The sequence below is a fragment of the Rhodoferax sp. XS2R6 genome, from assembly GCF_056521365.1.
Genome location: NZ_JBWMAY010000001.1, coordinates 227364 through 248511, shown reverse-complemented (window position 1 = coordinate 248511; position 21148 = coordinate 227364). Strand labels below are relative to the sequence as shown.

At 62.8% G+C, this 21148-nt stretch carries 25 protein-coding genes; 21 read left to right on the top strand and 4 right to left on the bottom strand.

Annotated elements, in window-relative coordinates; all coding sequences use genetic code 11:
• Nucleotides 1–30 precede the first annotated feature (30 nt).
• Complete coding sequence (locus AC097A_RS01190) at nt 31–1095, top strand: HD domain-containing phosphohydrolase (RefSeq protein WP_315478317.1); 1065 nt, start codon at nt 31–33, stop codon at nt 1093–1095.
• Between the two features lie 36 nt (nt 1096–1131).
• On the opposite strand, the gene AC097A_RS01185 is transcribed toward AC097A_RS01190, so the two are convergent.
• Nucleotides 1132–1575, bottom strand: coding sequence for a universal stress protein (locus AC097A_RS01185; RefSeq protein ID WP_105259611.1), 444 nt, complete (start codon nt 1573–1575; stop codon nt 1132–1134).
• A gap of 104 nt (nt 1576–1679) precedes the next feature.
• On the opposite strand from AC097A_RS01185, the gene AC097A_RS01180 reads away from it, so the two are divergent.
• The 8 genes from AC097A_RS01180 (at nt 1680) to AC097A_RS01145 (ending at nt 9185) form a co-directional block, all read left to right on the top strand.
• Nucleotides 1680–4004, top strand: coding sequence for a heavy metal translocating P-type ATPase (locus AC097A_RS01180; protein WP_479619452.1), 2325 nt, complete (start codon nt 1680–1682; stop codon nt 4002–4004).
• Nucleotides 4004–4141: a cbb3-type cytochrome oxidase assembly protein CcoS gene (gene ccoS / locus AC097A_RS01175; protein WP_094478692.1), complete on the top strand. Its 138-nt coding sequence runs from the start codon at nt 4004–4006 to the stop codon at nt 4139–4141. The genes AC097A_RS01180 and ccoS overlap by 1 nt, the downstream gene beginning before the upstream one ends.
• Before the next feature lie 96 nt (nt 4142–4237).
• Nucleotides 4238–5674: a cytochrome-c oxidase, cbb3-type subunit I gene (gene ccoN, locus AC097A_RS01170; RefSeq protein ID WP_105259608.1), complete on the top strand. Its 1437-nt coding sequence runs from the start codon at nt 4238–4240 to the stop codon at nt 5672–5674.
• Nucleotides 5675–5687: 13 nt separating this feature from the next.
• A complete protein-coding gene (gene ccoO / locus AC097A_RS01165; protein WP_105260361.1) occupies nt 5688–6314 on the top strand; it encodes a cytochrome-c oxidase, cbb3-type subunit II in 627 nt (208 codons plus the stop codon).
• Nucleotides 6315–6332: 18 nt separating this feature from the next.
• Nucleotides 6333–6470 carry a cbb3-type cytochrome oxidase subunit 3 gene (locus AC097A_RS01160; RefSeq protein ID WP_105259607.1) on the top strand — a complete coding sequence of 46 codons (138 nt, stop codon included), beginning with the start codon at nt 6333–6335 and terminating at the stop codon, nt 6468–6470.
• Nucleotides 6471–6489: 19 nt separating this feature from the next.
• Entirely contained in the window at nt 6490–7404 is a 915-nt protein-coding gene (ccoP, locus tag AC097A_RS01155; RefSeq protein WP_479619451.1) for a cytochrome-c oxidase, cbb3-type subunit III, read from the top strand.
• 24 nt (nt 7405–7428) lie between these two features.
• On the top strand, nt 7429–8898 hold the full coding sequence (gene ccoG / locus AC097A_RS01150) for a cytochrome c oxidase accessory protein CcoG (RefSeq protein ID WP_479619450.1): 1470 nt from the start codon (nt 7429–7431) through the stop codon (nt 8896–8898).
• Nucleotides 8899–8906: 8 nt separating this feature from the next.
• Nucleotides 8907–9185, top strand: a complete 279-nt coding sequence (locus AC097A_RS01145) for a FixH family protein (protein ID WP_479619449.1) — start codon at nt 8907–8909, stop codon at nt 9183–9185.
• A gap of 15 nt (nt 9186–9200) precedes the next feature.
• Here the strand turns inward: AC097A_RS01145 and fnr are convergent, their stop codons facing one another.
• Nucleotides 9201–9920, bottom strand: coding sequence for a fumarate/nitrate reduction transcriptional regulator Fnr (gene fnr / locus AC097A_RS01140; RefSeq protein ID WP_479620182.1), 720 nt, complete (start codon nt 9918–9920; stop codon nt 9201–9203).
• 190 nt (nt 9921–10110) lie between these two features.
• Between fnr and hemN the strand changes: the two genes are divergently transcribed.
• The 8 genes from hemN to AC097A_RS01100 all read left to right on the top strand — a co-directional run bounded on the left by hemN (nt 10111) and on the right by AC097A_RS01100 (nt 17341).
• Nucleotides 10111–11511 (top strand): oxygen-independent coproporphyrinogen III oxidase, encoded by a 1401-nt coding sequence (hemN, locus tag AC097A_RS01135; protein ID WP_479619448.1) that lies wholly within the window; start codon nt 10111–10113, stop codon nt 11509–11511.
• A gap of 9 nt (nt 11512–11520) precedes the next feature.
• Complete coding sequence (locus tag AC097A_RS01130) at nt 11521–12204, top strand: sulfite exporter TauE/SafE family protein (RefSeq protein ID WP_479619447.1); 684 nt, start codon at nt 11521–11523, stop codon at nt 12202–12204.
• 39 nt (nt 12205–12243) lie between these two features.
• Nucleotides 12244–13314 carry a GGDEF domain-containing protein gene (locus AC097A_RS01125; protein ID WP_479619446.1) on the top strand — a complete coding sequence of 357 codons (1071 nt, stop codon included), beginning with the start codon at nt 12244–12246 and terminating at the stop codon, nt 13312–13314.
• Between the two features lie 25 nt (nt 13315–13339).
• Entirely contained in the window at nt 13340–14356 is a 1017-nt protein-coding gene (gene dusA / locus AC097A_RS01120) for a tRNA dihydrouridine(20/20a) synthase DusA (protein WP_479619445.1), read from the top strand.
• Nucleotides 14343–15233 carry a DMT family transporter gene (locus tag AC097A_RS01115; RefSeq protein WP_236635172.1) on the top strand — a complete coding sequence of 297 codons (891 nt, stop codon included), beginning with the start codon at nt 14343–14345 and terminating at the stop codon, nt 15231–15233. Before dusA ends, AC097A_RS01115 begins: the two co-directional genes overlap by 14 nt.
• A gap of 27 nt (nt 15234–15260) precedes the next feature.
• Nucleotides 15261–15587 carry a hypothetical protein gene (locus AC097A_RS01110; protein WP_479619444.1) on the top strand — a complete coding sequence of 109 codons (327 nt, stop codon included), beginning with the start codon at nt 15261–15263 and terminating at the stop codon, nt 15585–15587.
• 108 nt (nt 15588–15695) lie between these two features.
• Nucleotides 15696–16415 (top strand): hypothetical protein, encoded by a 720-nt coding sequence (locus tag AC097A_RS01105; protein WP_479619443.1) that lies wholly within the window; start codon nt 15696–15698, stop codon nt 16413–16415.
• 98 nt (nt 16416–16513) lie between these two features.
• Complete coding sequence (locus AC097A_RS01100; RefSeq protein WP_479619442.1) at nt 16514–17341, top strand: thioesterase family protein; 828 nt, start codon at nt 16514–16516, stop codon at nt 17339–17341.
• A 27-nt stretch (nt 17342–17368) separates the two neighbouring features.
• On the opposite strand, the gene AC097A_RS01095 is transcribed toward AC097A_RS01100, so the two are convergent.
• A complete protein-coding gene (locus tag AC097A_RS01095) occupies nt 17369–17989 on the bottom strand; it encodes an outer membrane beta-barrel protein (RefSeq protein ID WP_479619441.1) in 621 nt (206 codons plus the stop codon).
• A gap of 112 nt (nt 17990–18101) precedes the next feature.
• Nucleotides 18102–18995, bottom strand: a complete 894-nt coding sequence (locus AC097A_RS01090; protein ID WP_479619440.1) for an SDR family NAD(P)-dependent oxidoreductase — start codon at nt 18993–18995, stop codon at nt 18102–18104.
• A 135-nt stretch (nt 18996–19130) separates the two neighbouring features.
• On the opposite strand from AC097A_RS01090, the gene AC097A_RS01085 reads away from it, so the two are divergent.
• The 4 genes from AC097A_RS01085 (at nt 19131) to AC097A_RS01070 (ending at nt 21128) form a co-directional block, all read left to right on the top strand.
• Complete coding sequence (locus AC097A_RS01085) at nt 19131–19697, top strand: TetR/AcrR family transcriptional regulator (protein ID WP_479619439.1); 567 nt, start codon at nt 19131–19133, stop codon at nt 19695–19697.
• Between the two features lie 46 nt (nt 19698–19743).
• Nucleotides 19744–20079 carry a hypothetical protein gene (locus AC097A_RS01080; RefSeq protein ID WP_479619438.1) on the top strand — a complete coding sequence of 112 codons (336 nt, stop codon included), beginning with the start codon at nt 19744–19746 and terminating at the stop codon, nt 20077–20079.
• A 291-nt stretch (nt 20080–20370) separates the two neighbouring features.
• Nucleotides 20371–20607 carry a hypothetical protein gene (locus AC097A_RS01075; RefSeq protein ID WP_479619437.1) on the top strand — a complete coding sequence of 79 codons (237 nt, stop codon included), beginning with the start codon at nt 20371–20373 and terminating at the stop codon, nt 20605–20607.
• Nucleotides 20604–21128 (top strand): hypothetical protein, encoded by a 525-nt coding sequence (locus AC097A_RS01070; RefSeq protein WP_479619436.1) that lies wholly within the window; start codon nt 20604–20606, stop codon nt 21126–21128. Before AC097A_RS01075 ends, AC097A_RS01070 begins: the two co-directional genes overlap by 4 nt.
• Nucleotides 21129–21148 lie beyond the last annotated feature (20 nt).

Below are 21148 nucleotides of genomic sequence, written 5' to 3'. Positions count from 1 at the left end.
CAGTAGACCGGTCTTTGTCATATTTTGGTCATGCAGCACGTACTCATCGTTGACGATACCCCCGCCACCCTGGCTCTGTTGAGCGAGCTGGTGGAAAAACTGGGGGACTGCCGGGCCATCCCGTTTGCCAGCCCGGATGAGGCATTGGCCTGGGGCGAGCGCAAAGCTGTCGATCTGGTGATCGTGGACTACACCATGGCAGGCATGGATGGGCTGGAGTTCATCCGCCGGTTCCGCCGAATTCCGGGCTGCGACATTGCCCCCATCATGATGGTCACTGCCAACGACCAGAAGCCGGTGCGCTACCGTGCGCTGGATGCCGGGGCCAATGACTTCATGGCCAAACCGGTGGACAAGGTGGAGTTTCTGGCGCGTGCCAAGAACCTGCTGATTCTGAGTGACGCGCGTACCAAGCTGGCCGACCGCGCCGCCTGGCTGGCAGACGAGGTGCAGAAAGCCACGGCCGAGATTTTGGCGCGCGAACGCGACACCGTCATGCGCCTGTCGCGCGCTGCCGAGTTCCGCGACCCTGAAACCGGCGCCCACATCTCACGCATGGCGCATTACTCCCGATTGATTGCCAAAGGGCTGGGCCTGACCGAGGCCGAACAAGACCTGCTGCTGGAAGCAGCGCCCATGCACGACCTGGGCAAGGTGGGTATTGCCGACAACATCCTGCTCAAGCCCGGCCGCCTGACGGAGGCCGAATTCATCATCATGAAGCAGCATGCGATGTATGGCTACGAGCTTTTGCAGGGCAGTGCGTCCCGCGTGTTGCAGACCGGTGCCGAGATCGCACTGGGCCACCATGAGAAGTTTGACGGTAGCGGTTACCCCCAAGGGCTCAAGGGCGAGGCCATCCCGCTGTTCAGCCGCATCGTGGCGGTTGCTGATGTGTTTGACGCACTGACCTCCGAGCGGCCTTACAAAAAAGCCTGGACGCTGGAGGAGGCAGTGGACTTTCTCACCGCTGGCTCCGGCACCCACTTCGACCCCCGCTGTGTGCAGAGCTTTCTCAACGCCTGGGACGATGTGTTGGCGGTGCGCGACCTGCACGCGGATGCAGGTGAATCAAAGCTGCTCTCTATTTTGTAGCTGCTTGCGCAGCATCTACGGGGGCTAGAGCCCGATTTACTTCAAAATCAGCACGGGAATCGGGGCGTGCGTCAACACGTGCTGTGTCTCGCTGCCCAGCAGCAGGCGTTTGATGCCCTTGCGCCCGTGCGAGGCCATGACCACCAGGTCACATTGGTGCTTCTTGGCGGCGGCCAAGATGGCATCGGACACCACATCGGAACGCACCACCACGGCCTTGGCCTCAATGCCTTTGGCGGCCGCGGCTTTTTTCACCGCATCAACCACGGCCTGCCCGGCGTCGCCCCAGGTCTTTTCGACCTGCTTGACCTCTGCGGGCGCCAGCGCAATACCGCCTTCAAAGTAGGACTGCGGGTAGCGTGGCACCACCTTCAGCGCCACCAGCTCGGCATTGCACAGTTTGGCCAAGGCAATGGCGCTGTTCACGGCTTTTTTGGAGAGGGCGCTGCCATCGGTGGGAACAAGAATGCGTTGGTACATAAGGACTCCTTGTGACTTGGAAGCTTTCAGATTACGCTCTCCGCCACCGCATGGCTTGATCTGCATCAAGCTTTCCACGCATCAGACTGGGCACACTCCCTACCATGATTGCTGCAACGCTGGCTTCCACTGCGCCCATGCCCCACCCGGTGGCGGCATTGGCCTTGCTGGACGACCCGCAGGAGTGGAGCAGCTTCAGCCATGCGGACCGCCACGACCCCGCCCAGTGGGAGTCCAGCGTGGTGATTGAAGGCATGCACTGCGCCGCCTGCTCCCTGACGGTAGAAGACGCCTTGCGCCAGGTGCCAGGTGTCCTCAGCGCCCAGGTCAGCGCCGCCAGCCAGCGTGCCCGTGTGGTCTGGTCATCGGCGGTGGTGCAGCCTTCGCGCTGGATGCAAGCGGTCCAACAGGCCGGTTACCGCGCGGTGCCCGCCAACGATGTGTTTGCCAGCGAACGCCGCCGCAAAGCCGCACGCCAGGCGTTGTGGCGCTGGCTGGTGGCGGGCCTGTGCATGATGCAGGTGATGATGTACGCATGGCCGGCCTACGTGGCCCAGCCCGGCGATTTGACCGGCGAGATGGAGCAACTGCTGCGCTGGGCGTCCTGGGTGCTTACGCTGCCGGTGATCCTGTTTTCTTGCGGCCCGTTTTTCAAAAATGCGCTGCGCGATGTGGCGCAACTGCGCATCAGCATGGACCTGCCGGTGGCCCTGGGCATGGTGATCACCTTTGTGGTCAGCACCGCGGGCACCTTTGACCCCCAGGGCATTTTTGGGCGCGAAGTGTATTTCGACTCGCTCACCATGTTCGTATTCTTTTTGCTCACCGGCCGCTGGCTGGAGCTGCGCCTGCGCGACCGCACCGCCGGTGCATTGGAGGCGCTGATGAACCGCCTGCCCGACAGCGTGGAGCGCCGCACGGCACAGGGCGACTTTGAGCGCGTGGCCGTGCGCCGCTTGCAGGCGGGCGACCTGGTGCGCGTGCAGCCCGGCGAAGCCTTTGCGGCTGATGGGGTGGTGGAGCAGGGCAGTACCCTGGTGGACGAGGCGCTGCTCAGCGGTGAATCGCACCCGCTCCCACGCGCGGTGGGCGCCGCTGTGGTGGCAGGCAGCCACAACCTGTTGGCCACCGTGCTGGTGCGGCTCACCCAGGTGGGGGCCGCCACGCGTTTTGCCCAGATCGTGGCGCTGATGGAGAGTGCGTCCACCACCAAACCGCGCAGCGCCTTGCTGGCCGACCGCCTGGCCAAACCCTTTTTGCTGGCCGTGCTGGTGAGTGCGGCGCTGGCCTGTGCCTGGTGGTGGCCGCAGAACCCGGGCCACGCACTCATGGTGGCCGTGGCTGTGCTGGTGGTGACATGCCCCTGCGCCCTGTCACTGGCCACACCGGCGGCCATGCTGGCGGCTGCGGGCAGCCTGGCACGCGCGGGGCTCTTGGTGCGCAACCTGCCCAGCCTGGAGGCGCTGGCTGCCGTAGATACGGTGGTGTTTGACAAGACCGGCACGCTGACCCGCGACGCCATGGCCTTGCAGGCAGTGCAGACCCGCGCGGGTGTGACGCGCAGTGATGCCCTGGCCATGGCTGCCGCGCTGGCCCAGCATTCTTTGCACCCCGCTTCCAAAGCCTTGGTGCGTGCGGCCAGCCAAGAAGAGGGGCGGGTGGCCTGGGCCTGCACCGCCGTGCAAGAGTCCGCCGGGCAGGGCGTGGCGGGGCAGGTGCAGAGCGCCGGGGGGGCGGGGCTGCTGGGGGGCGCCATGCGTCTGGGCTCAGCCCGTTTTTGCCAGCTGGCCGCCAACCACGCGTTGCCAGACGGGTTGTGTGTGCACCTAGCCGACGCCCAGGGCTGGTTGGCCACCTTTGTGTTGCAAGAAGACATGCGGCCCGAAGTGCCTGCTGTGGTGGCGGCCCTGCAGGCGCAGGGGGTGCAGGTGCACTTGCTCTCTGGCGACCGGCCCGAAGCTGTGCTGCAGGTGGCTGCCCAGGCCGGTATCTCTGAGGCGCTGGGCGGCTGTTCGCCAGCCGACAAGCTGGCCTACTTACAGCGCCTGCAAGCCCAGGGCCACACAGTGGCCATGGTGGGTGACGGGCTCAACGACGGCCCGGTGCTGGCCGGGGCCCATGTGTCGTTTGCGTTTGGCCAGGCCGTGCCGCTGGCCCAGGCGCAGTCGGACCTGGTGGTGCTGGGCGGCAGCCTGGATGCGGTGGTGCTGGCGGTGCAACTGGCGCGCAAGACCCAGCGCATCGTGCGGCAAAACCTGTGGTGGGCATTGGCCTACAACGCGGCCTGTGTGCCGCTGGCGGTGGCGGGCTACCTGCCAGCGTGGCTGGCGGGTTTGGGCATGGCTTGCAGCTCCTTGCTGGTGGTCCTCAACGCCTTGCGCCTGGCCCGTACACCGCGCACTGCGCCGCTGCAGCCTTTGGAGGTCTGATGGACATTCTGTATTTACTGATTCCTTTGTCCGTGGTGTTGGTCTTCTTCATCCTGGGCGGGTTGTGGTGGGCCATCGACCGCGGGCAGTTCGAGGACATCGAGTCCGAGGGTGAGCGCATCTTGCGTGACCCTTAAAACACACAGGTTTTCTGGTCCGCAGTTGACATGGGTCAACCCGGAGGGGAGAGGGCGGGAAGACACTCAGTAGCAGTAATCCAAGAAGAGGTAACTATGGCATTTTCAAATCAACAGGCGACGGTTTACAACGATACCGTTGTGCGCCAGTTCGCCATCATGACCGTGGTCTGGGGCGTGGTCGGCATGCTGGTGGGCGTGATCATCGCCGCCCAGTTGGCCTGGCCCGAGCTCAACTTCGGCATCCCGTGGCTGTCGTATGGGCGCCTGCGTCCCTTGCATACCAATGCAGTCATTTTTGCCTTTGGTGGCTGTGGCCTGTTTGCATCGGCCTATTACGTGGTGCAGCGCACCTGCCAGGTGCGCCTGTTTGGCGACAAGCTGGCCGCCTTCACGTTTTGGGGCTGGCAACTGGTGATTTTGGCCGCCGCTGTGTCACTGCCGCTGGGCTACACCCAAGGCAAGGAATATGCGGAGCTGGAGTGGCCCATCGATATTCTGATCACGCTGGTGTGGGTGTCGTTTGCGGTGGTGTTTTTTGGCACCGTGGGCACACGCAAGGTTAAACACATCTACGTGGCGAACTGGTTCTTTGGTGCCTTCATCCTGGCCGTGGCCATCCTGCACCTGGTTAACGGTGCGGCCATTCCCGCAGGCTGGATGAAAAGTTACTCCGCCTACGCTGGCGTGCAGGATGCCATGGTCCAGTGGTGGTATGGCCACAACGCGGTGGGCTTTTTCCTGACTGCGGGTTTCCTGGGCATGATGTATTACTTCATCCCCAAGCAGGCAGGCCGCCCGGTCTATAGCTACCGCCTGTCCATCGTCCACTTCTGGGCGCTGATCTTCACCTACATGTGGGCCGGCCCCCACCACCTGCACTACACCGCGTTGCCCGACTGGACGCAATCGGTGGGCATGGTGTTCTCCCTCATCCTGCTGGCGCCCAGCTGGGGCGGCATGATCAACGGCATCATGACCCTGTCGGGTGCCTGGCACAAGCTGCGGGACGACCCCATCTTGCGTTTCCTGATCGTGTCCTTGTCCTTCTACGGCATGTCCACCTTCGAAGGTCCCATGATGTCCATCAAGACCGTGAACGCCTTGAGCCACTACACCGACTGGACCGTGGGCCACGTGCACTCCGGCGCTTTGGGCTGGGTGGGCTTGGTAACCATGGGCTCCATGTACTACCTGATTCCGCGCCTGTTTGGCCAAAAGCAAATGTTCAGTGTCAAAGCCATCGAGCTGCATTTCTGGGTGGCCACCATCGGCATCGTGATTTACATCGCCGCCATGTGGATTGCCGGTGTGATGCAGGGCCTGATGTGGCGCGCCATCAACCCCGACGGTACGCTGACCTACACCTTTGTGGAGTCGGTGAAAGCCACCTATCCCTTCTATGTATTGCGCTTGCTTGGCGGCCTGCTGTACCTCAGCGGCATGCTGATCATGCTGTGGAACACCCTCAAGACGGCCACTGCAGGGCGCGCCAGCACCGTGACCATTCCTGCTGCCGTTGCGCACGCCTAAGGAGAACAAGAACATGGCTAACGAAACCAAAAGCTCTGGTGTGTCGCACGAGAAAATCGAGACCAATAACTTTCTGATGATTGTGTTGATCCTGCTGGTCTTGCTGGTGGGCGGTATGGTGGAAATTGTTCCGTTGTTTTTCCAGAAGTCCACCACTGAGCCGATCAAGGGCATCCAGCCCTACACCGCGCTGCAACTGGCTGGACGCGATGTGTACATCCGTGAGGGCTGCTACAACTGCCACTCGCAAATGATCCGCCCCTTCCGTGCCGAGACACTGCGCTACGGCCACTACTCGGTGGCGGGCGAGTCGGTGTACGACCATCCCTTCCAATGGGGCAGCAAACGCACCGGGCCCGACCTGGCCCGCGTAGGCGGCAAGTACAGCGACGAATGGCACCGCATCCACCTGGTGAACCCGCGCGACGTGGTGCCCGAGTCCAACATGCCCGCCTACCCCTGGCTGGAGAAAACCCCGGTGGCCGCTGCCGAGATGCCCGCCCGCATGAAGGCCCTGCGCACCGTGGGTGTGCCCTACACCGACGAGCAGATTGCCAAGGCACCGGAAGAGGTGAAGGGCAAGACCGAGCTGGAGGCCACCATTGCCTACCTGCAGGTTCTGGGCTTGGCACTCAAGTAACGCGAAAGAGAGATTTCCATGGACATCAATACCCTGCGTTCCGTGACTACGGTGGTGAGCTTGCTGGTGTTTGTCGGCATTGTCTGGTGGGCCTGGTCCAAGCGCCGTTCGGGTGATTTTGCGCAAGCCGCCAACCTGCCTTTTGAGCAGGATTGAACCCGCATAAGGAATAAAAATGAGCGACTTTACAAGTAGTTTCTGGTCCGTCTATGTGGCGGCCATCACGATCATTGGGATCGTGGCCTGCCTGCTGCTGCTGTGGTTCAGCGGCAAAGCCAAGGCCATGACCGCCAATGACAACACCACCGGCCACGTGTGGGACGGTGACCTGCGCGAGATGAACAACCCCCTGCCACGCTGGTGGGTGTGGCTGTTCATCATCACCATCGTGTTTGCCGGTGTTTACCTGGCGCTTTACCCCGGCCTGGGCACTGCGGCTGGCACGCTGGGCTGGACCCAGGAAGGCCAGTACCGGGCCGAGGTGGCCAAGGGTAACCAGGAAGTAGCCCCGCTGTACGCCAGGTTTGCGTCCATGAAGCCCGAAGAGGTGGCCAAGGACCCGCAGGCCCATGCGATTGGTGAGCGCCTGTTCATGAACAACTGCTCCCAGTGCCACGGCTCGGACGCGCGCGGCTCCAAGAGTTTCCCCAACCTGACCGATGGCGACTGGCTGCACGGCGGCGCCCCTGAAAAAATTGCCGAAACACTAACCTTGGGCCGTGTAGGACAGATGCCGCCCATGGCTGCTGCTGTAGGTACTGGGGACGATGTGAAAAACGTGGCGCACTATGTGTTGAGCCTGTCCGGTAGCCCGCACGACTCGGTGCGTGCTGCACTGGGCAAGCCCAAGTTTGCCGCCTGTGCCGCTTGCCACGGTGGTGATGGCAAAGGCAATGTGGCCTTGGGTGCCCCCAACCTCGCAGACGACATCTGGTTGCATGGCTATGGAGAGAATGCCATCGTTGCCATGATCAACAATGGCAAGGTCAACCAAATGCCAGCACAGGCTGACAAACTCACCGCGGCACAAATCCAGGTGCTGGCGGCCTACGTCTGGGGCATGTCCAACAACGGCGCGCCCGCCAAGTAAGCAGGCTGCATTCAGGACTTTGTGTTGAACACCGCTTCCGACTCGTCCCGCAAAGTCATCCCGATTGCGCCGTCCCCGGACCGTGGCCCGATAGAGCCACCGCCCGGAGCCGACGCCGAGATGGTGGCTTTGTACGAGGCCCACAAGAAGATCTACCCGCGCAGCGTGTCGGGGTATTTCACCCGGTGGCGCTGGGCGCTGGTGTTCCTCACGCAGTTGGTGTTTTACGGCCTGCCTTGGCTGCCCTGGGGCGACCGCCAAGCGGTGCTGTTCGACCTGGTGGCAAAACGGTTCTACATCTTCTCGTTGGTGCTGTACCCGCAAGATTTTGTCTACCTCACGGGCTTGCTGGTGATTTCGGCACTGTCACTGTTCCTGTTCACCGCGGTGGCCGGGCGCCTGTGGTGTGGTTACGCCTGCCCCCAAACGGTGTACACCGAGATTTTTCTCTGGCTGGAGAAGTTGGCCGAAGGCGACCGATCGGCCCGCATGCGCCGGGATGCAGGCCCCTGGGGCTGGGACAAGCTGGGCCGCAAGCTGGCCAAGCAGGGTATGTGGCTGGCCGTGTCGCTGTGGACGGGTTTCACCTTTGTGGGGTATTTCACGCCCATCCACAGCCTGGCCAGCGCGGTGTTGGGCTGGGGCTTGGGCCCGTGGGAAACCTTTTGGGTGCTGTTTTACGGGTTTGCCACCTATGGCAATGCAGGTTACTTGCGTGAGCAGGTCTGCAAATACATGTGCCCCTATGCGCGCTTCCAGAGCGCCATGTTCGACCGCGACACCCTGGTTGTTACCTACGACGAGGAGCGTGGTGAGCCACGTGGTGCGCGCTCGCGCAAGGCCGACCCCCTGTCCTTGAACCTGGGTGCCTGTGTGAACTGCAGCCTGTGTGTGCAGGTGTGCCCCACGGGCATTGATATCCGCGATGGCCTGCAGTACGAATGCATAGGCTGCGGCGCCTGCGCCGATGTGTGCGACACCGTGATGGACAAGATGGGCTACGCCCGCGGCTTGGTGAAGTACTCCACCCAAAACGCCGTCAACCAACACTGGACCCGCGCCCAGACCCTGCGCCATGTGTTGCGCCCGCGGGTGCTGGTGTACACCGGCATTCTGGTGGCCGTGGTGGTGGCCATGCTGGTGAGCTTGGCGCTGCGCTCACCGTTTCGGGTGGATGTGGAGCGCGACCGGGGTACGCTGGCCCGCATCGTGCAGGGTGGCAAGATCGAAAACGTGTACCGCCTGCAGATCATGAACGCGACCGAGCAGGACCAGGACTTCAGCGTTAGCGCCAGCGGGATTGAGGGCATGAGCACCCAGATGGACAGGCCGACCGTGGCCATTGGTGCCACGCAGGCGCGCTGGGTGGCGGTGCGGGTGCAGATTCCTTATGAGGCTGCACCGGCAGGCTCCCACCCCATCCACTTTGAAGTAACCAACGGGGCCCACAGCAGCACCGTGACCGAGAAGTCGGTATTTATTGTTCCCCGTTAAGGATTGTTATGGACACCCAAGACCCTTCTTCGCAGCAGCCCTGGTGGCATTTTGGTTACGTCTGGCTGGTACTGTCTGGCCCGGCCATTGTGGTGGTGGCTGGGTTTGTTACGCTGTATTTGGCTGTGTCGGGGGCCGACCCGGTGGTGGACCAGAACTATTACCAAAAGGGCATAGAGATCAACCGCACGCTGGCTGCGACACCGGAGAGCCTGGCCCCAGCTGTGCAGGCGCGTAACCACGCGGCCACCGGGGTCAAGCCGCAGGTCGCTCCGGCGACCCCCTAAGCCATCTCAGGCTGTTTAGTTGCAGACCTTGGGATTGACGATGTCCTTGAGGGCCTCGGTATTGAGGATGCGCACATGGCGCTGTTTGACTTCCACAATGCCGTCTTCCACAAATTTGGAGAAGGTGCGGCTCACGGTTTCGAGCTTGAGGCCCAGGTAGCTGCCAATTTCTTCGCGCGTCATGCGCAACACCAGCTCAGACTGCGAGAAGCCGCGTGCATGCAGACGCTGGACCAGGTTCAGCAAAAAGGCCGCCAGGCGCTCCTCGGCCCGCATGCTGCCCAAGAGCAGCATCACGCCGTTCTCCCGCACAATTTCCCGGCTCATGATCTTGTGCACATGGCGCTGCAGCGCATTCACTTCGCGTGACAGTTCTTCAATACGGTCAAACGGCATGACACACACCTCGGCATCTTCCAGCGCCACGGCGTCACAGGTGTGGTGGTCGTTGACGATGCCGTCCAGCCCCATCACCTCGCCCGCCATCTGAAAACCGGTGACCTGGTCGCGCCCGTCCTCCGAGGCCACGCAGGTCTTGAAGAAGCCGGTGCGAATGGCATACAGGCTGGTGAACTTTTCGCCGTTGCGGAACAGGGCCCCGCCGCGTTTGATCTTGCGGCGGCTGGCCACCACGTCGTCAATCTTGTCCAGCTCGCTGGCGCTCAGGCCCAGCGGCATGCAGAGTTCGCGCAGGTTGCAGTTGGAGCAGGCCACCTTGATGGTGTGGGGCGTCAGGGGCGTGGCCGGCGCAATGGCAATGGTGGCGTGTGCCTCGGCGGCTTTGGTGGTGGGTGCGATTGGCTCAAACATATGGTTCCCCTGATGCAAGTCAATTATGTTCCTGGTCATGCGCTGGCTCCTTGATGTAGATCAAGCAGTTTGTGCAGGGCTTGCGTCACAGTCTGTGCGGTAGCTTGGAGTATTCATGAACGCCGTCGTAGACACCACCCCCATCTCGGAAAATTTGCTGACCCGTTTCGACGTTGCAGGGCCGCGGTACACCTCCTACCCCACGGCAGACCGCTTTGTCGAGGCCTTTACCGCCGACGACTACGCCCAAGCCCTGGCCCAGCGCCGCAGTGGTGCGGCGGCCTTGGCATTGCCGCTGTCACTGTATGTACACATTCCGTTTTGCGAGTCGCTGTGTTACTACTGCGCTTGCAACAAGATTATTACCAAACACCACGACAAGGCCGCCACCTACCTGCGCTACCTGAGCCGCGAGGTGGACCTGCACACCGAACGTATGGGCACTGGCCAGACCGTGAGCCAGCTGCACCTGGGCGGTGGCAGCCCCACGTTTTTGAGCGACACCGAGCTGCGCGAGCTGATGGGCATGCTGCGGCGCAACTTCAACTTTGCGCCGGGTGGCGAATATTCCATTGAGGTGGACCCGCGCACGGTGGACGCGACCCGGCTGGACACCCTGGCCGAACTGGGTTTTAACCGCCTGAGTTTTGGCGTACAAGACTTTGACCCCGCGGTGCAGAAGGCGGTGCACCGGGTGCAGCCGGCCGAGCAGGTGTTTGCGCTGGTTGCGGCGGCGCGCGCCCGGGGTTTTGAGTCTATCAATGTAGACCTGATCTATGGCCTGCCGCAGCAAACCCCGGAGTCGTTTGACCGCACGCTGGCCCAGGTCAACCAGCTGCGACCCGACCGAATTGCGCTGTATGCCTACGCCCACCTGCCCGAGCGCTTCAAACCCCAGCGTCGCATTGCCACGGTGGAGTTGCCCAGCGCGGGTTCCAAGGTGTCGATGTTGTCGCGTTCGCTCGCTGCCTTTATGGGGGCGGGTTATGTGTATGTGGGCATGGACCACTTTGCCCTGCCCGAAGACTCGCTGGCCGTGGCCAAGCGCCAGGGGCGGCTGCACCGCAACTTCCAGGGTTACAGCACCCAGCCCGATTGCGATTTGATCGCCTTGGGCGTGTCGGCCATCGGCCGCATTGGTGCGACCTACAGCCAGAACGCCAAGACGTTGGACGAGTACTACGACTACCTGGACCAGGGCCGTTTTCCAGTGGTGCGCGGCCTGGCCGTCACACGCGACGACCTGGTGCGCCGCGCCGTCATCATGGCGCTCATGTGCCAGGGCCAGTTGCAGTTCGAGTCCATCAACCTGGCCTACTTGGTGGACTTTAAAAACTACTTTGCCACTGAGATGGAGGCGCTGCAAACGCTGGCCGGGCAGGGCCTGGTGGTGCTGGACGACAGCGGCATCCAGGTCACTGCGCAGGGCTGGTTTTTTGTGCGCGCAGTGGCCATGGTGTTTGACAGGTACCTGCAGTCCGACCGCACCCGTGCCCGCTTCTCCAAGATCATTTAGCATGGCCTGATGCAATCTTCTCTGGCACTCACGGCCCTGGTGATGGGTCTGGTGGGCGGGCCGCACTGTGTGGCCATGTGTGGCGCTGCCTGCGCGGGTATAGGGCAGGCGGCGGGCCCGCGCCAAACCTCGGCACTCCTCACCTTTCAAGTCGGCCGTGTGATCGGTTATGCGGCGCTGGGTGGGCTGGCGGCCGCGTCCATGCAGGGCCTGGGCTGGCTTACGGTGCAGAGCGCTGCACTGCGGCCCGTGTGGTCCATGGTGCATGTGGCGGCGCTGGTGCTGGGGCTGCTGCTGTTCTGGCAGGGGCGCCAGCCGCTGTGGTTGCAGGCCGGTGCCCGCACGGTGTGGGGCTATACCCGCAGCCTGGGTTTGCGCTGGGGCCGTGGGGCACCGCTGGGGCTGGGCATGTTGTGGGCGCTGTTGCCCTGCGGTTTGTTGTATTCGGCGCTGCTGGTGGCGGCATTGGCGGGTGACGTGGTGAGTGGGGCCGCCGTCATGGCCCTGTTTGCCCTGGGCACCTCGGTCACCATGCTGCTGGGGCCCTGGTTGTGGCTGCGCCTGCAGGGCGGCCAGATGGGTGATGGGCAATGGGGCGTGCGCTTGGCGGGGGCGGCGTTGGCGGCCAGTTCGGCGTGGGCTTTGTGGATGGGATTGGTGCACAATCAGGCTCCATGGTGCATCACACCTTGATGCACATCAAGAACCACCCCCTGTTGGAGGGCGCCCCCCATGGACCAAACCGCCTACGCTGCCGAGGCCTTGCGACTGGCAGAGCTGCGCAGTCTGGGGGTGCTGGATACCGCGGCCGAGCAAGCCTATGACGACGTTGTCAAGCTCGCCGCCTTCATTTGCAACACCCCGATCGCGCTGATTTCCCTGATTGACGAGGATCGCCAGTGGTTCAAGGCCCGGGTGGGCCTGAACGCGATGGAAACGCCGCGTGGCATTGCGTTTTGTGCGCACGCCATTACCGAACCCGACGCCCTGATGGAAGTGCCCAATGCGCTGGACGACAGCCGTTTTGCTACCAACCCCCTGGTCACTGGCGACCTGGGTATCCGCTTTTATGCCGGGGCACCGCTGCTGACCGCCTCGGGCGCTGCGCTGGGCACCGTGTGTGTGATTGATCAAGTTCCCCGCAAGTTGACCGAGGCGCAGGCCGAAGCGCTCAAGGCCCTGTCGCGCCAAGTGGTGCAACTGCTGGCCCTGCGCCGCGCCAATGCCGAGCTGGAGCTGCTGTCGCGCGCGCAGAGCCTGCGCCAGCGCGAACTGGAAGACGCGCAAAAACAGCTGCAGGAGCTCAACGACGAGTTGTCCGAGCAAAGCCTGACCGACGCGCTGACCAACCTGAAGAACCGCCGCGCCTTCGACCGGCTGCTGGCCAATGAATATGCCCGCGCCTTGCGCACCCGCTCGCCGCTGGCATTGCTGATGGTGGATGTGGACCACTTCAAGGCCTATAACGACCAGTATGGCCACCTAGCCGGCGACCAGGCCCTACAGGCCGTGGCCGCGGCCATCAAATCGCAGGCCCGGGCCTACGACCATGTGGCCCGCTACGGCGGCGAAGAGTTTGCCGTCATCCTGCCCGACACCCAAGTGGCCGACACGCGTGCGGTGGCCGAACGCATCCGCCAGGCGGTGCAAGCCCTGCAGGGCTTGCATCGGCCAGTGACCGTGAGCGTGGGCGCCGCCATGGCCGAGGCCAAGACCGACCCCGCCGACCTGGTGAACCGCGCCGACCAGGCGCTTTACCAGGCCAAGCAGGCAGGGCGAAACCGGGTGCACACGCTGCTGTGATGCCCGGGCTGGGATAATCCTGCCCATGTCTTCTGTCTTGCCACTCTCTGGCACCCCCGCGTCTGCTCCCAATCCTTGGCGTCTGTCCGTCGCCCCCATGATGGATTGGACTGACCGCCATTGCCGCTATTTCCACCGCCTGCTGAGCCGCCACGCGCTGCTGTACACCGAAATGGTGACCACCGGCGCGCTCATCCATGGTGACGTGCCGCGCCACCTGCGCTTTAACACCGAAGAACACCCCGTGGCCCTGCAACTGGGCGGTAGCGAGCCGGCTGATCTGGCGCAGTGCGCCAAGCTGGGCCAGGACTGGGGCTACGACGAAATCAACATCAACTGCGGCTGCCCGAGTGAACGTGTGCAGCGCGGCGCGTTTGGCGCCTGCCTGATGAACGAGGCCTCGCTGGTGGCCGACTGCGTGAAGGCCATGGTGGACGTGGTGGACATTCCGGTCACCGTGAAACACCGCATTGGCATCGACAAGGAAGAGGGCTACGGCTTTGTGCGCGACTTTGTGGGCACCGTGGCCGATGCAGGCTGCACCGTGTTCATTGCCCATGCGCGCAATGCCTGGCTCAAAGGCCTGAGCCCGAAGGAAAACCGCGAGATCCCGCCGCTGCGTTACGAGCTGGTGCACCAACTGAAACAAGACTTTCCCCACCTCACCATCGCCATCAACGGCGGCTTGACCACCAGCGCCCAGCTGGCCGAGCAGTTGGAGCATGTGGACGGCGTGATGCTGGGCCGCGAGGCGTATCACAACCCCTGGTGGCTGGCCGAGTGGGATGCTACGTTTTTCGGAGCTTCTCCCGCAGAGCTGACGCGGGATAGCGTCGAGTTGGCTATGGTGGAGTACATGGAGCGTGAGGCGGCGGAGCACGGCACCTCGTGGTACAGCATTGCCCGCCACATGCTGGGCCTGCGCCACGGCCTGCCCGGCGCGCGCAAGTGGCGCCAGGTGTGGAGCGACCACCGCTACAAAACCTTGCCCGCCCGCGACGTGATGGCGATTGCACGGGGTACTGCGCTTGCAGCGGCCTGAGCAGGAGCGCTGGGCCCTGCTGGGGCTGTGGCTCATTCCCGCACTGTGGGCGGTGAACTTCATCGTCGCGCGCTGGGCGCCTGGCGTTGTGGCGCCTTATGCGCTGGCGCTGGGGCGCTGGGCCATCGCCGGCGTGCTGCTGGGTGCGGTGGCGCGCCAAGAGCTGTGGGCGCAGCGCCGCGCCATTCTGGCCGTGTGGCACCAGTATGTGGTGTTGGGTTTTTGCGGCATGTTGGTCTGCGGTGCTTGGGTTTATCTGGGCGCGCGCACCACGGGCGCCATGAACATCTCCCTGATTTACGCCGCGTCCCCCGTGTTGATTGCCTTGGGCGCGGTGCTATGGCTGGGGGAACGTTTCCGTTGGACGCAGGTGGCGGGCGTGGTGGTGGCACTGGCCGGTGTGGTGCATGTGGTGGTGCAAGGCCAGTGGCTGGCGCTGGGCCAGGTGCAGTGGGTGGTGGGCGACGCGTGGATCGTGGCGGCCATGGTGGCTTGGGCGGCCTATGCGTTGCTGCAAAAGCTGTGGCCCAGCCCGCTGGGTTCCACCGCGCGGCTGGCTGCCATTTGCGCCGGGGGGGTGCTGACGCTGATTCCCTGCGCTGTGTGGGAGGCCCAGTTGCCCGAGACGCCTGCCTGGTCTTGGGCCGCCACCGGCCTGGTGGTGGCCGCGGCGCTGTTTCCCGGCCTGGCCGCCTACTGGATTTATGGCGCCGCACAAAAGGTGCTGGGCGCCAGTCGCGTGGCGGTCACGCTGTACCTGGGGCCCTTGTATGCGGCCCTGGCCGCTTGGGGCGTGTTGGGCGAGCCGCTGGGCGTGCACCACCTGGTGGGCGCGGCGCTGATTTTGCCCGGCGTGTACTGGGTGTCACGGCGCTAACACGCGCCAGACGCGCAGGAGACAGCCATGGCCAAGCGCGCCCATCACCATGTGTATGTTGTGGAGTTGTCCGCCCAGGTGCTGGAGCAGGCCAAGTTCATGCGCGCCAACCCCGGCTACATCACCGGCAAGCCCTGTGTGTACGTGGGCATGACCGGGCTGGACCCGGATATTCGGTTTGACAAACACAAGGCAGGTATTCAGGCGAACCGTTACGTGCTGGAGTTTGGCCTGCGCCTGCTGCCCGACCTGTACGAGGCCTACAACCCCATGCAGTACGAGGCGGCGCGTGGCATGGAGGTGGAGTTGGGTATTCTTCTGCGTGAGGCCGGTTTTGGGGTGTGGCAGGCCTAGGGCGCCATTTTTGAGTGAAATTGGCCTCTAGCCCTCGCCAAATATGCGTGAGAAGCTATCCAAAATATAGCGGTGTAGGCCGTACATCAACCGCCATAGGGAGGCAGTATGCGATTGCGTAGTTACGGGTTGGGTTTCTTTCTGGCCTTGTGCTGCAGTCTGGTGTTGGTGCCGCCTGCCCATGCCATCTGGGGTTTGCTGGGCAAGCTGGGTGCGGGAGCCGGCAAGGCCGCGGGGGCTGCCAGCAAAGGAGCGGTTGGGGTGGCAGGCAAGGGGGCCGCTACCGGTGGTGCCGCCGTAGCCGGGGCTGAACTCGCCGCGGAAGGCGCACATGCGGCGCGGGCTGGAGTGCTGGCCAGCCAGTCGGCCGATGACCTGGCGCGCGCTAGCGGCTTGGGCAAAGCCATTCCAGACGAGATTGCCGCCATGGCTTACTCACCCGGGAAAAACTTGGCTGATGTCCCGGATCTGGGAACGCACACCTGGTTGTCCACACCTGCGCGGCAACAGAGCCGTCTGGACGCAGACCTCATGGTGCGTGACTATGCGCGCCTGCTGGATGGCAAGGCGGCTTTGGGGCGCCCGGTGCAGCCCGTGGCCCAGCCTGCCACCAAAGCCCCCAAGCTGCCCACCCTCAAACCTGCATCGCAGATACCCTGGCATGCCGTGGAGCTGCTGGCCCGTGCAGCACACCTAGGTCACAACGGAGCCCAAACCGAGCTGCAACGTATTTGCCGAAACAAGGCCGCTATGGCCTCCACCAGCGCCGAATGCAAACAGCACACCGCCACTTTGGCGACACCCCCAGCGTCTGCCAAGCTGAGATAGTGGTCGCCAGCAAGGGCTTATGAGCTGATTTTGAATGAAATTGGCGTCTAGCCCTCGTGGAAGATGCGCAAGCAGCTATCAAATTAGGAGCCATTGACATGCCAAATTCGCAGGAACCCACCCCAGGCCGTGCGCCCGCTGCGGCGTTTTCTCCGCTGGATGCCCACGTGTTCCGCGCCAGCCCGCTCACGCGTGGTCCCTGGCACCCGCAGCAGCAGCATGCGGGCCCGCCCATCGCGTTGGTGAGCCACGCGCTGGAGGCTGCTGCGCAGGCCCACGGCCTGCTGCACATGGCGCGGCTCACGGCCAACCTGCTGCGCCCGGTGCCGATTGCCGACATCGAGGTGCGCGTGCAAGAAGACTATGTGGGCCGCAACGCCGGCCACTTCTCGGCCGTGGCGCTGGCCGATGGCAAGGAGCTGATCCGTGCCACCGCCCTGTTTCAGCGCGAAGGCGAGGTGGACATTCCCCCCGGCCTGCCCGGCCACCCCTTACCCAAGGCGCCCAAGACGCCGGCCGATTCACCCGTGCAGCGCTTTCCGTTTGCGCGCGGCGAAATTGGCTACCCCGATCTGGTGGAAAGCCGCATTGCCGCCGGGCGCATGTTTGCGGGCCCCAGTGCCGTGTGGTTCCGTCTGAGCTACCCGCTGGTGCAGGGCCAAAAGCCCAGTCCCTACCAGCGCGTGGCGGTGGCGGCCGATTCGGGCAACGGCATCAGCGCCATCCTCGACCTGTCCACCCACGTCTTCGTCAACTCCGACCTCAGCATCAACCTGCTGCGCCGCCCGGTAGGTGAGTGGATTTGCCTGGACGCGCGCACCCATTTGTCCAGCCACGGCGGTGGGCTGGCGGAGTCGGCGTTGTATGACGAGCTGGGGCTGATCGGGCGGGCGACGCAAAGCCTGTTTGTGCGCAAGCGTGACTGAGGCGCGGCGCCGCCGAATGGCCCGAGGTCAGTAGCGGTAACGCAGCCCTAGCGAAGTGGCGCTGACACGGTCGCTGCCACCACCGGGGAATTTCACGTAGTGCTCGTCGTACTGCAGCACGCCCGACCATTGGGTGCTCAGCAACATTTCTGCGCCAATGCCGTAGGACCAGTCGAACCCGCGTTCACTGCCCGCCGTGACACCCGAGGTGGGGGCACTGGAAACATCGGTGCGGCCGTAGGTGGTGCCAATTTTTCCCAGCAGGTTGAACGTCGGGTTCAGCGGGGCACGGCCAATCAGGCTCAGGTTGATGCCGTCCACCTTGGTGGTGCCGCCCGCGCGGTTGACGGAACCAAAGTCCGTGTAGCCAATTTCAAAACCGAAGTTCTGGTTGTTGAAATAGTTGCCCATGTTGATGCTATAGGCCGTGGCGCGCTGGTCGTTGCCAAAAATGCCGAAACCATTGCTGGGCTTGGAGAAGTCTGAGGAACCCACACTCAGCCCGATGTAGGTAGGACTTTGACCCGCCAAGGGCATGGGTGCCGTGGTGTTCTGGGCCTGTGCCGCACCGGCGGCAATACCCAAAGACGCGGCGATGGTGAGGTGTGCCCAAAAGATGGAATGAAATGAAAGCGGGGAGGTGTGCATGGTCATGGGCCTTTCGGAGGGGGGACAGAAGAACAAGCCCAATGTCGGCCATTCCCGCTTTGTGATCTGTACGCTAGCGCGCACACCCCAGCGCGGGTGTGTGCGCGCCGGTTTACGCAAAGATATAGCGGTCGCTGAAGGCCATCAGCTGCCCGGTATAGATCGACTCCTGGGCCGGTAGGTAGGGCTGGTTCTGTGTGCCGCTGAACTCCACATACGCGCCATTGGGCAGTGCGTGCTGCCCCAGCAAAATGCGGGCGAGCAACTGCGCAGAGCCTTGCGGCGTGCTCGTGCCCTTGAGCATCTTGCTCACCACGGGCATCACGTATTTCCACACCAGATTGAGCAGCGCCCCTTGCTCGCGCGCCAGGCCCGTGCCGGCCATCAGGCCAGGGTCGTAGGAGAAGTAGCGGCGCTGGCCAGGCTCGCGGGCCGCAAAGTGGCGTGCCGACAGCACGTTGAGCCCCTTGGAGCTGGCGTAGGCATCGCGGTTGATCTGGGCGGCGTTGGGCGCACTGGCGTATTGGCCCTGGGCCAGCGCCTCGGGTGCGAGGTAGTGCGCGCCCAGAAAGCCAAAGTTCTTGGCAACGCGGTCTTTCGGATCATGCGTACCGCTGGCCGTCCAGCCCACGATGGCATCGGGCTGGAGCAGGGGTTCTAGCGCACGCAGCAGCACGTGGTGAGACAGATGGTTGACCGCAAAGCTCTGCTCCAGATCGTCGGCGGTGCGGATCACCGCGTCGGCCGATTGCACGCCAGCATTGAACATGACCGCGTCCAACGGTGCGGACAGTTGCGGCGCGAAGCTGCGCACGCTGTCCAGGCGTGCCAGATCCAACACCGGGGTGCTCAGGTTGGCGTGGGGCAGGGCGGCACGCAGCTGTTCCGCGCGCTGGGCGTTGCGCACCGGCAGCACCAGATGCAGGCCGGGTTGGGTGGACAGGCGCTGCGCCAGGGCCAGGCCCAGGCCGGAGGTGGCACCAGTGATCAGAATGGTTTTGTGCATGAGAGTCCTCAAAAATGCAGTGAAGACGGAATAATATGAACAATAATTCAGTTTTGATATTCGCATTCCACCATGCCACTCAAGCCCAGCCTTTCTCCAAGGAAACCGCCAGTCCAACGGCGTTCCCAAGAGACTTTGAAGGTCATTCACGAAGCAAGTATTCAGGTTTTGCTGTCGCACGGCATCCATGGTCTGACCACCACCCGCGTGGCGGAGCGGGCCGGCGTATCGGTGGGCTCGGTCTACCAGTACTACCCCAACAAACAGGCGATGCTGGCAGCTGTGCTGCAGCAGCATTTGGAGGACGTCATTGGGCAGATGGAGGCCGTGTGCCGCAGCTACCGGGCCCGCACCGCGGCCGAGATGGCGCATGCCCTGGTGAATGCATTTATCGACGCCAAGCTGGCGCGCTCTGACGTGTCGCAGGCCCTGTACGCCATCCCGTCTGACCAGGGTCGTGATGCGGTGACCGCCACCATGACGCAACGCGCCCAGCTCGCCATCTGCGACCTGCTGGCCAGTTGCACCGACAGGCGCTTTCAGGACCCCAGCCTGGTGAGCTTTGTGCTCACCACCTCCCTTATTGGCCCCGCCCAAGTGCTAGTGACCACGCTGCCCCCCGTTGCGCAGCGGGAGGCGATCAAGACGCAGCTGGGCTTGATGGCGCAGAGTTATCTGGAACGGGCGGGAGATCAGATATAAAACCCGGACAAGTCAGGTTCTCCTCTATCCCAAGGCGGGCACACAGATGACAAAACTCACCCTAGGCGATCGCCTTACTGCTGCAGCGCTTGGAACCTTATTTGGGGGCCTGGTTGGCTTCGCGCTGGCTTGGGTCTTTGGCGTCTATTCCAACACGATGGGGCCTTCCCGCATGCCGGTAGATTTCGGTCACTGGGTCGCATGGAGTGCCATCGGCTTTGGCGCCGTTGGCCTGCTATTTGGACCATTCGTCGGCACGCTCATCGGCGTGGTCATAAACGGCCTGTTTGAGTTTGAGCGGGACGAGGAGCGCATGCCCGCCTGGGTGTTGGTGCTTGTCCTTCTTGCCGTGGTCGCAGGCGTTTGGTGGTCGGCTGTGTGACTGGCGAGGCGGCCTACCTCGTGCTAATGAATAGCTGATGTCGACCCAAAGCGGAAGTCGACAAGCTCAGACTCGTTGCTCGATAGCAGACATTCAGGACTGGCACGCCAGGGCAGGTACGATGGACAGCCGATATGCGGCGGAAGCGGGCCTACAAAAAGACCATCTGGTCTTGGGCTGCTATCCCCCATACCCGTGAATTCGTAACACCCGCGCTATCACCGTCGAGGGGTCTAATCGAATTCAGCTAGCAAAATTGGATATGCTCGTTTCTTTCATCGGAGGATGACGATGGCTACAGTTGCTGAAAACAGAACCCGGTGGGAAAAACTCCATATGGATTGGGTCTTCGCTAACCAAGAAGCACGAAAGGCGCGGAGCCAAGTAACTGCAGCATTCATTGCGGGCTCCGAAAAAGGTGGTTCGGGACCAACTCTCGCCGACCTCAACGCAACTGAAGCACTGGAGCGTAAGGCTGATGAAGCAAGAGCCCTTGCAGACGACTTCATCAAAGAGGTGTTCGGATGACTCTAGTTGACTGGGCACAAGTCGTCAGTGCTGCAGGGGTACTGCTCGCTGTCGTGGTTTCTCTTGGAACCCACTTTCATCAAACACGCTTAACGCTTAGGCGAGAGAGGCACGCAGACGTTGCAACGCTCCTAAGTCTGCAGAACCTTGCGAGTGAACTGCGGCGGATGAATGTGCTGGCGGGATACCAAATTGATGCTCCAGGGAATGAAGTTATTTACTCTGATATTTCGGTGGAATTCACTGCGATTTCATCACTTTTGGAGAAATTGCCGATTGAACGAATCGCGCTCCTCGGGAAGATGCAAACACTCCTACACCTTCGTCGTGTGGCAGCAGAGTTGGCAATGCTTTATTCGTCCCAACCTCGACCAGGTGACAACTTCTATAGAAAAAATAGAGAGCGTCTGCAGAAGCTCGAATCAGCGTGTGGAGACCATGCTCGCCAGTTGATGGCTGATATTCAGAAACTCGACGCGAAGGTTTACAAAGAAAATGAAAGGGAAATGGGGCGCCTCTAACTGAGACATGACGGTCACAG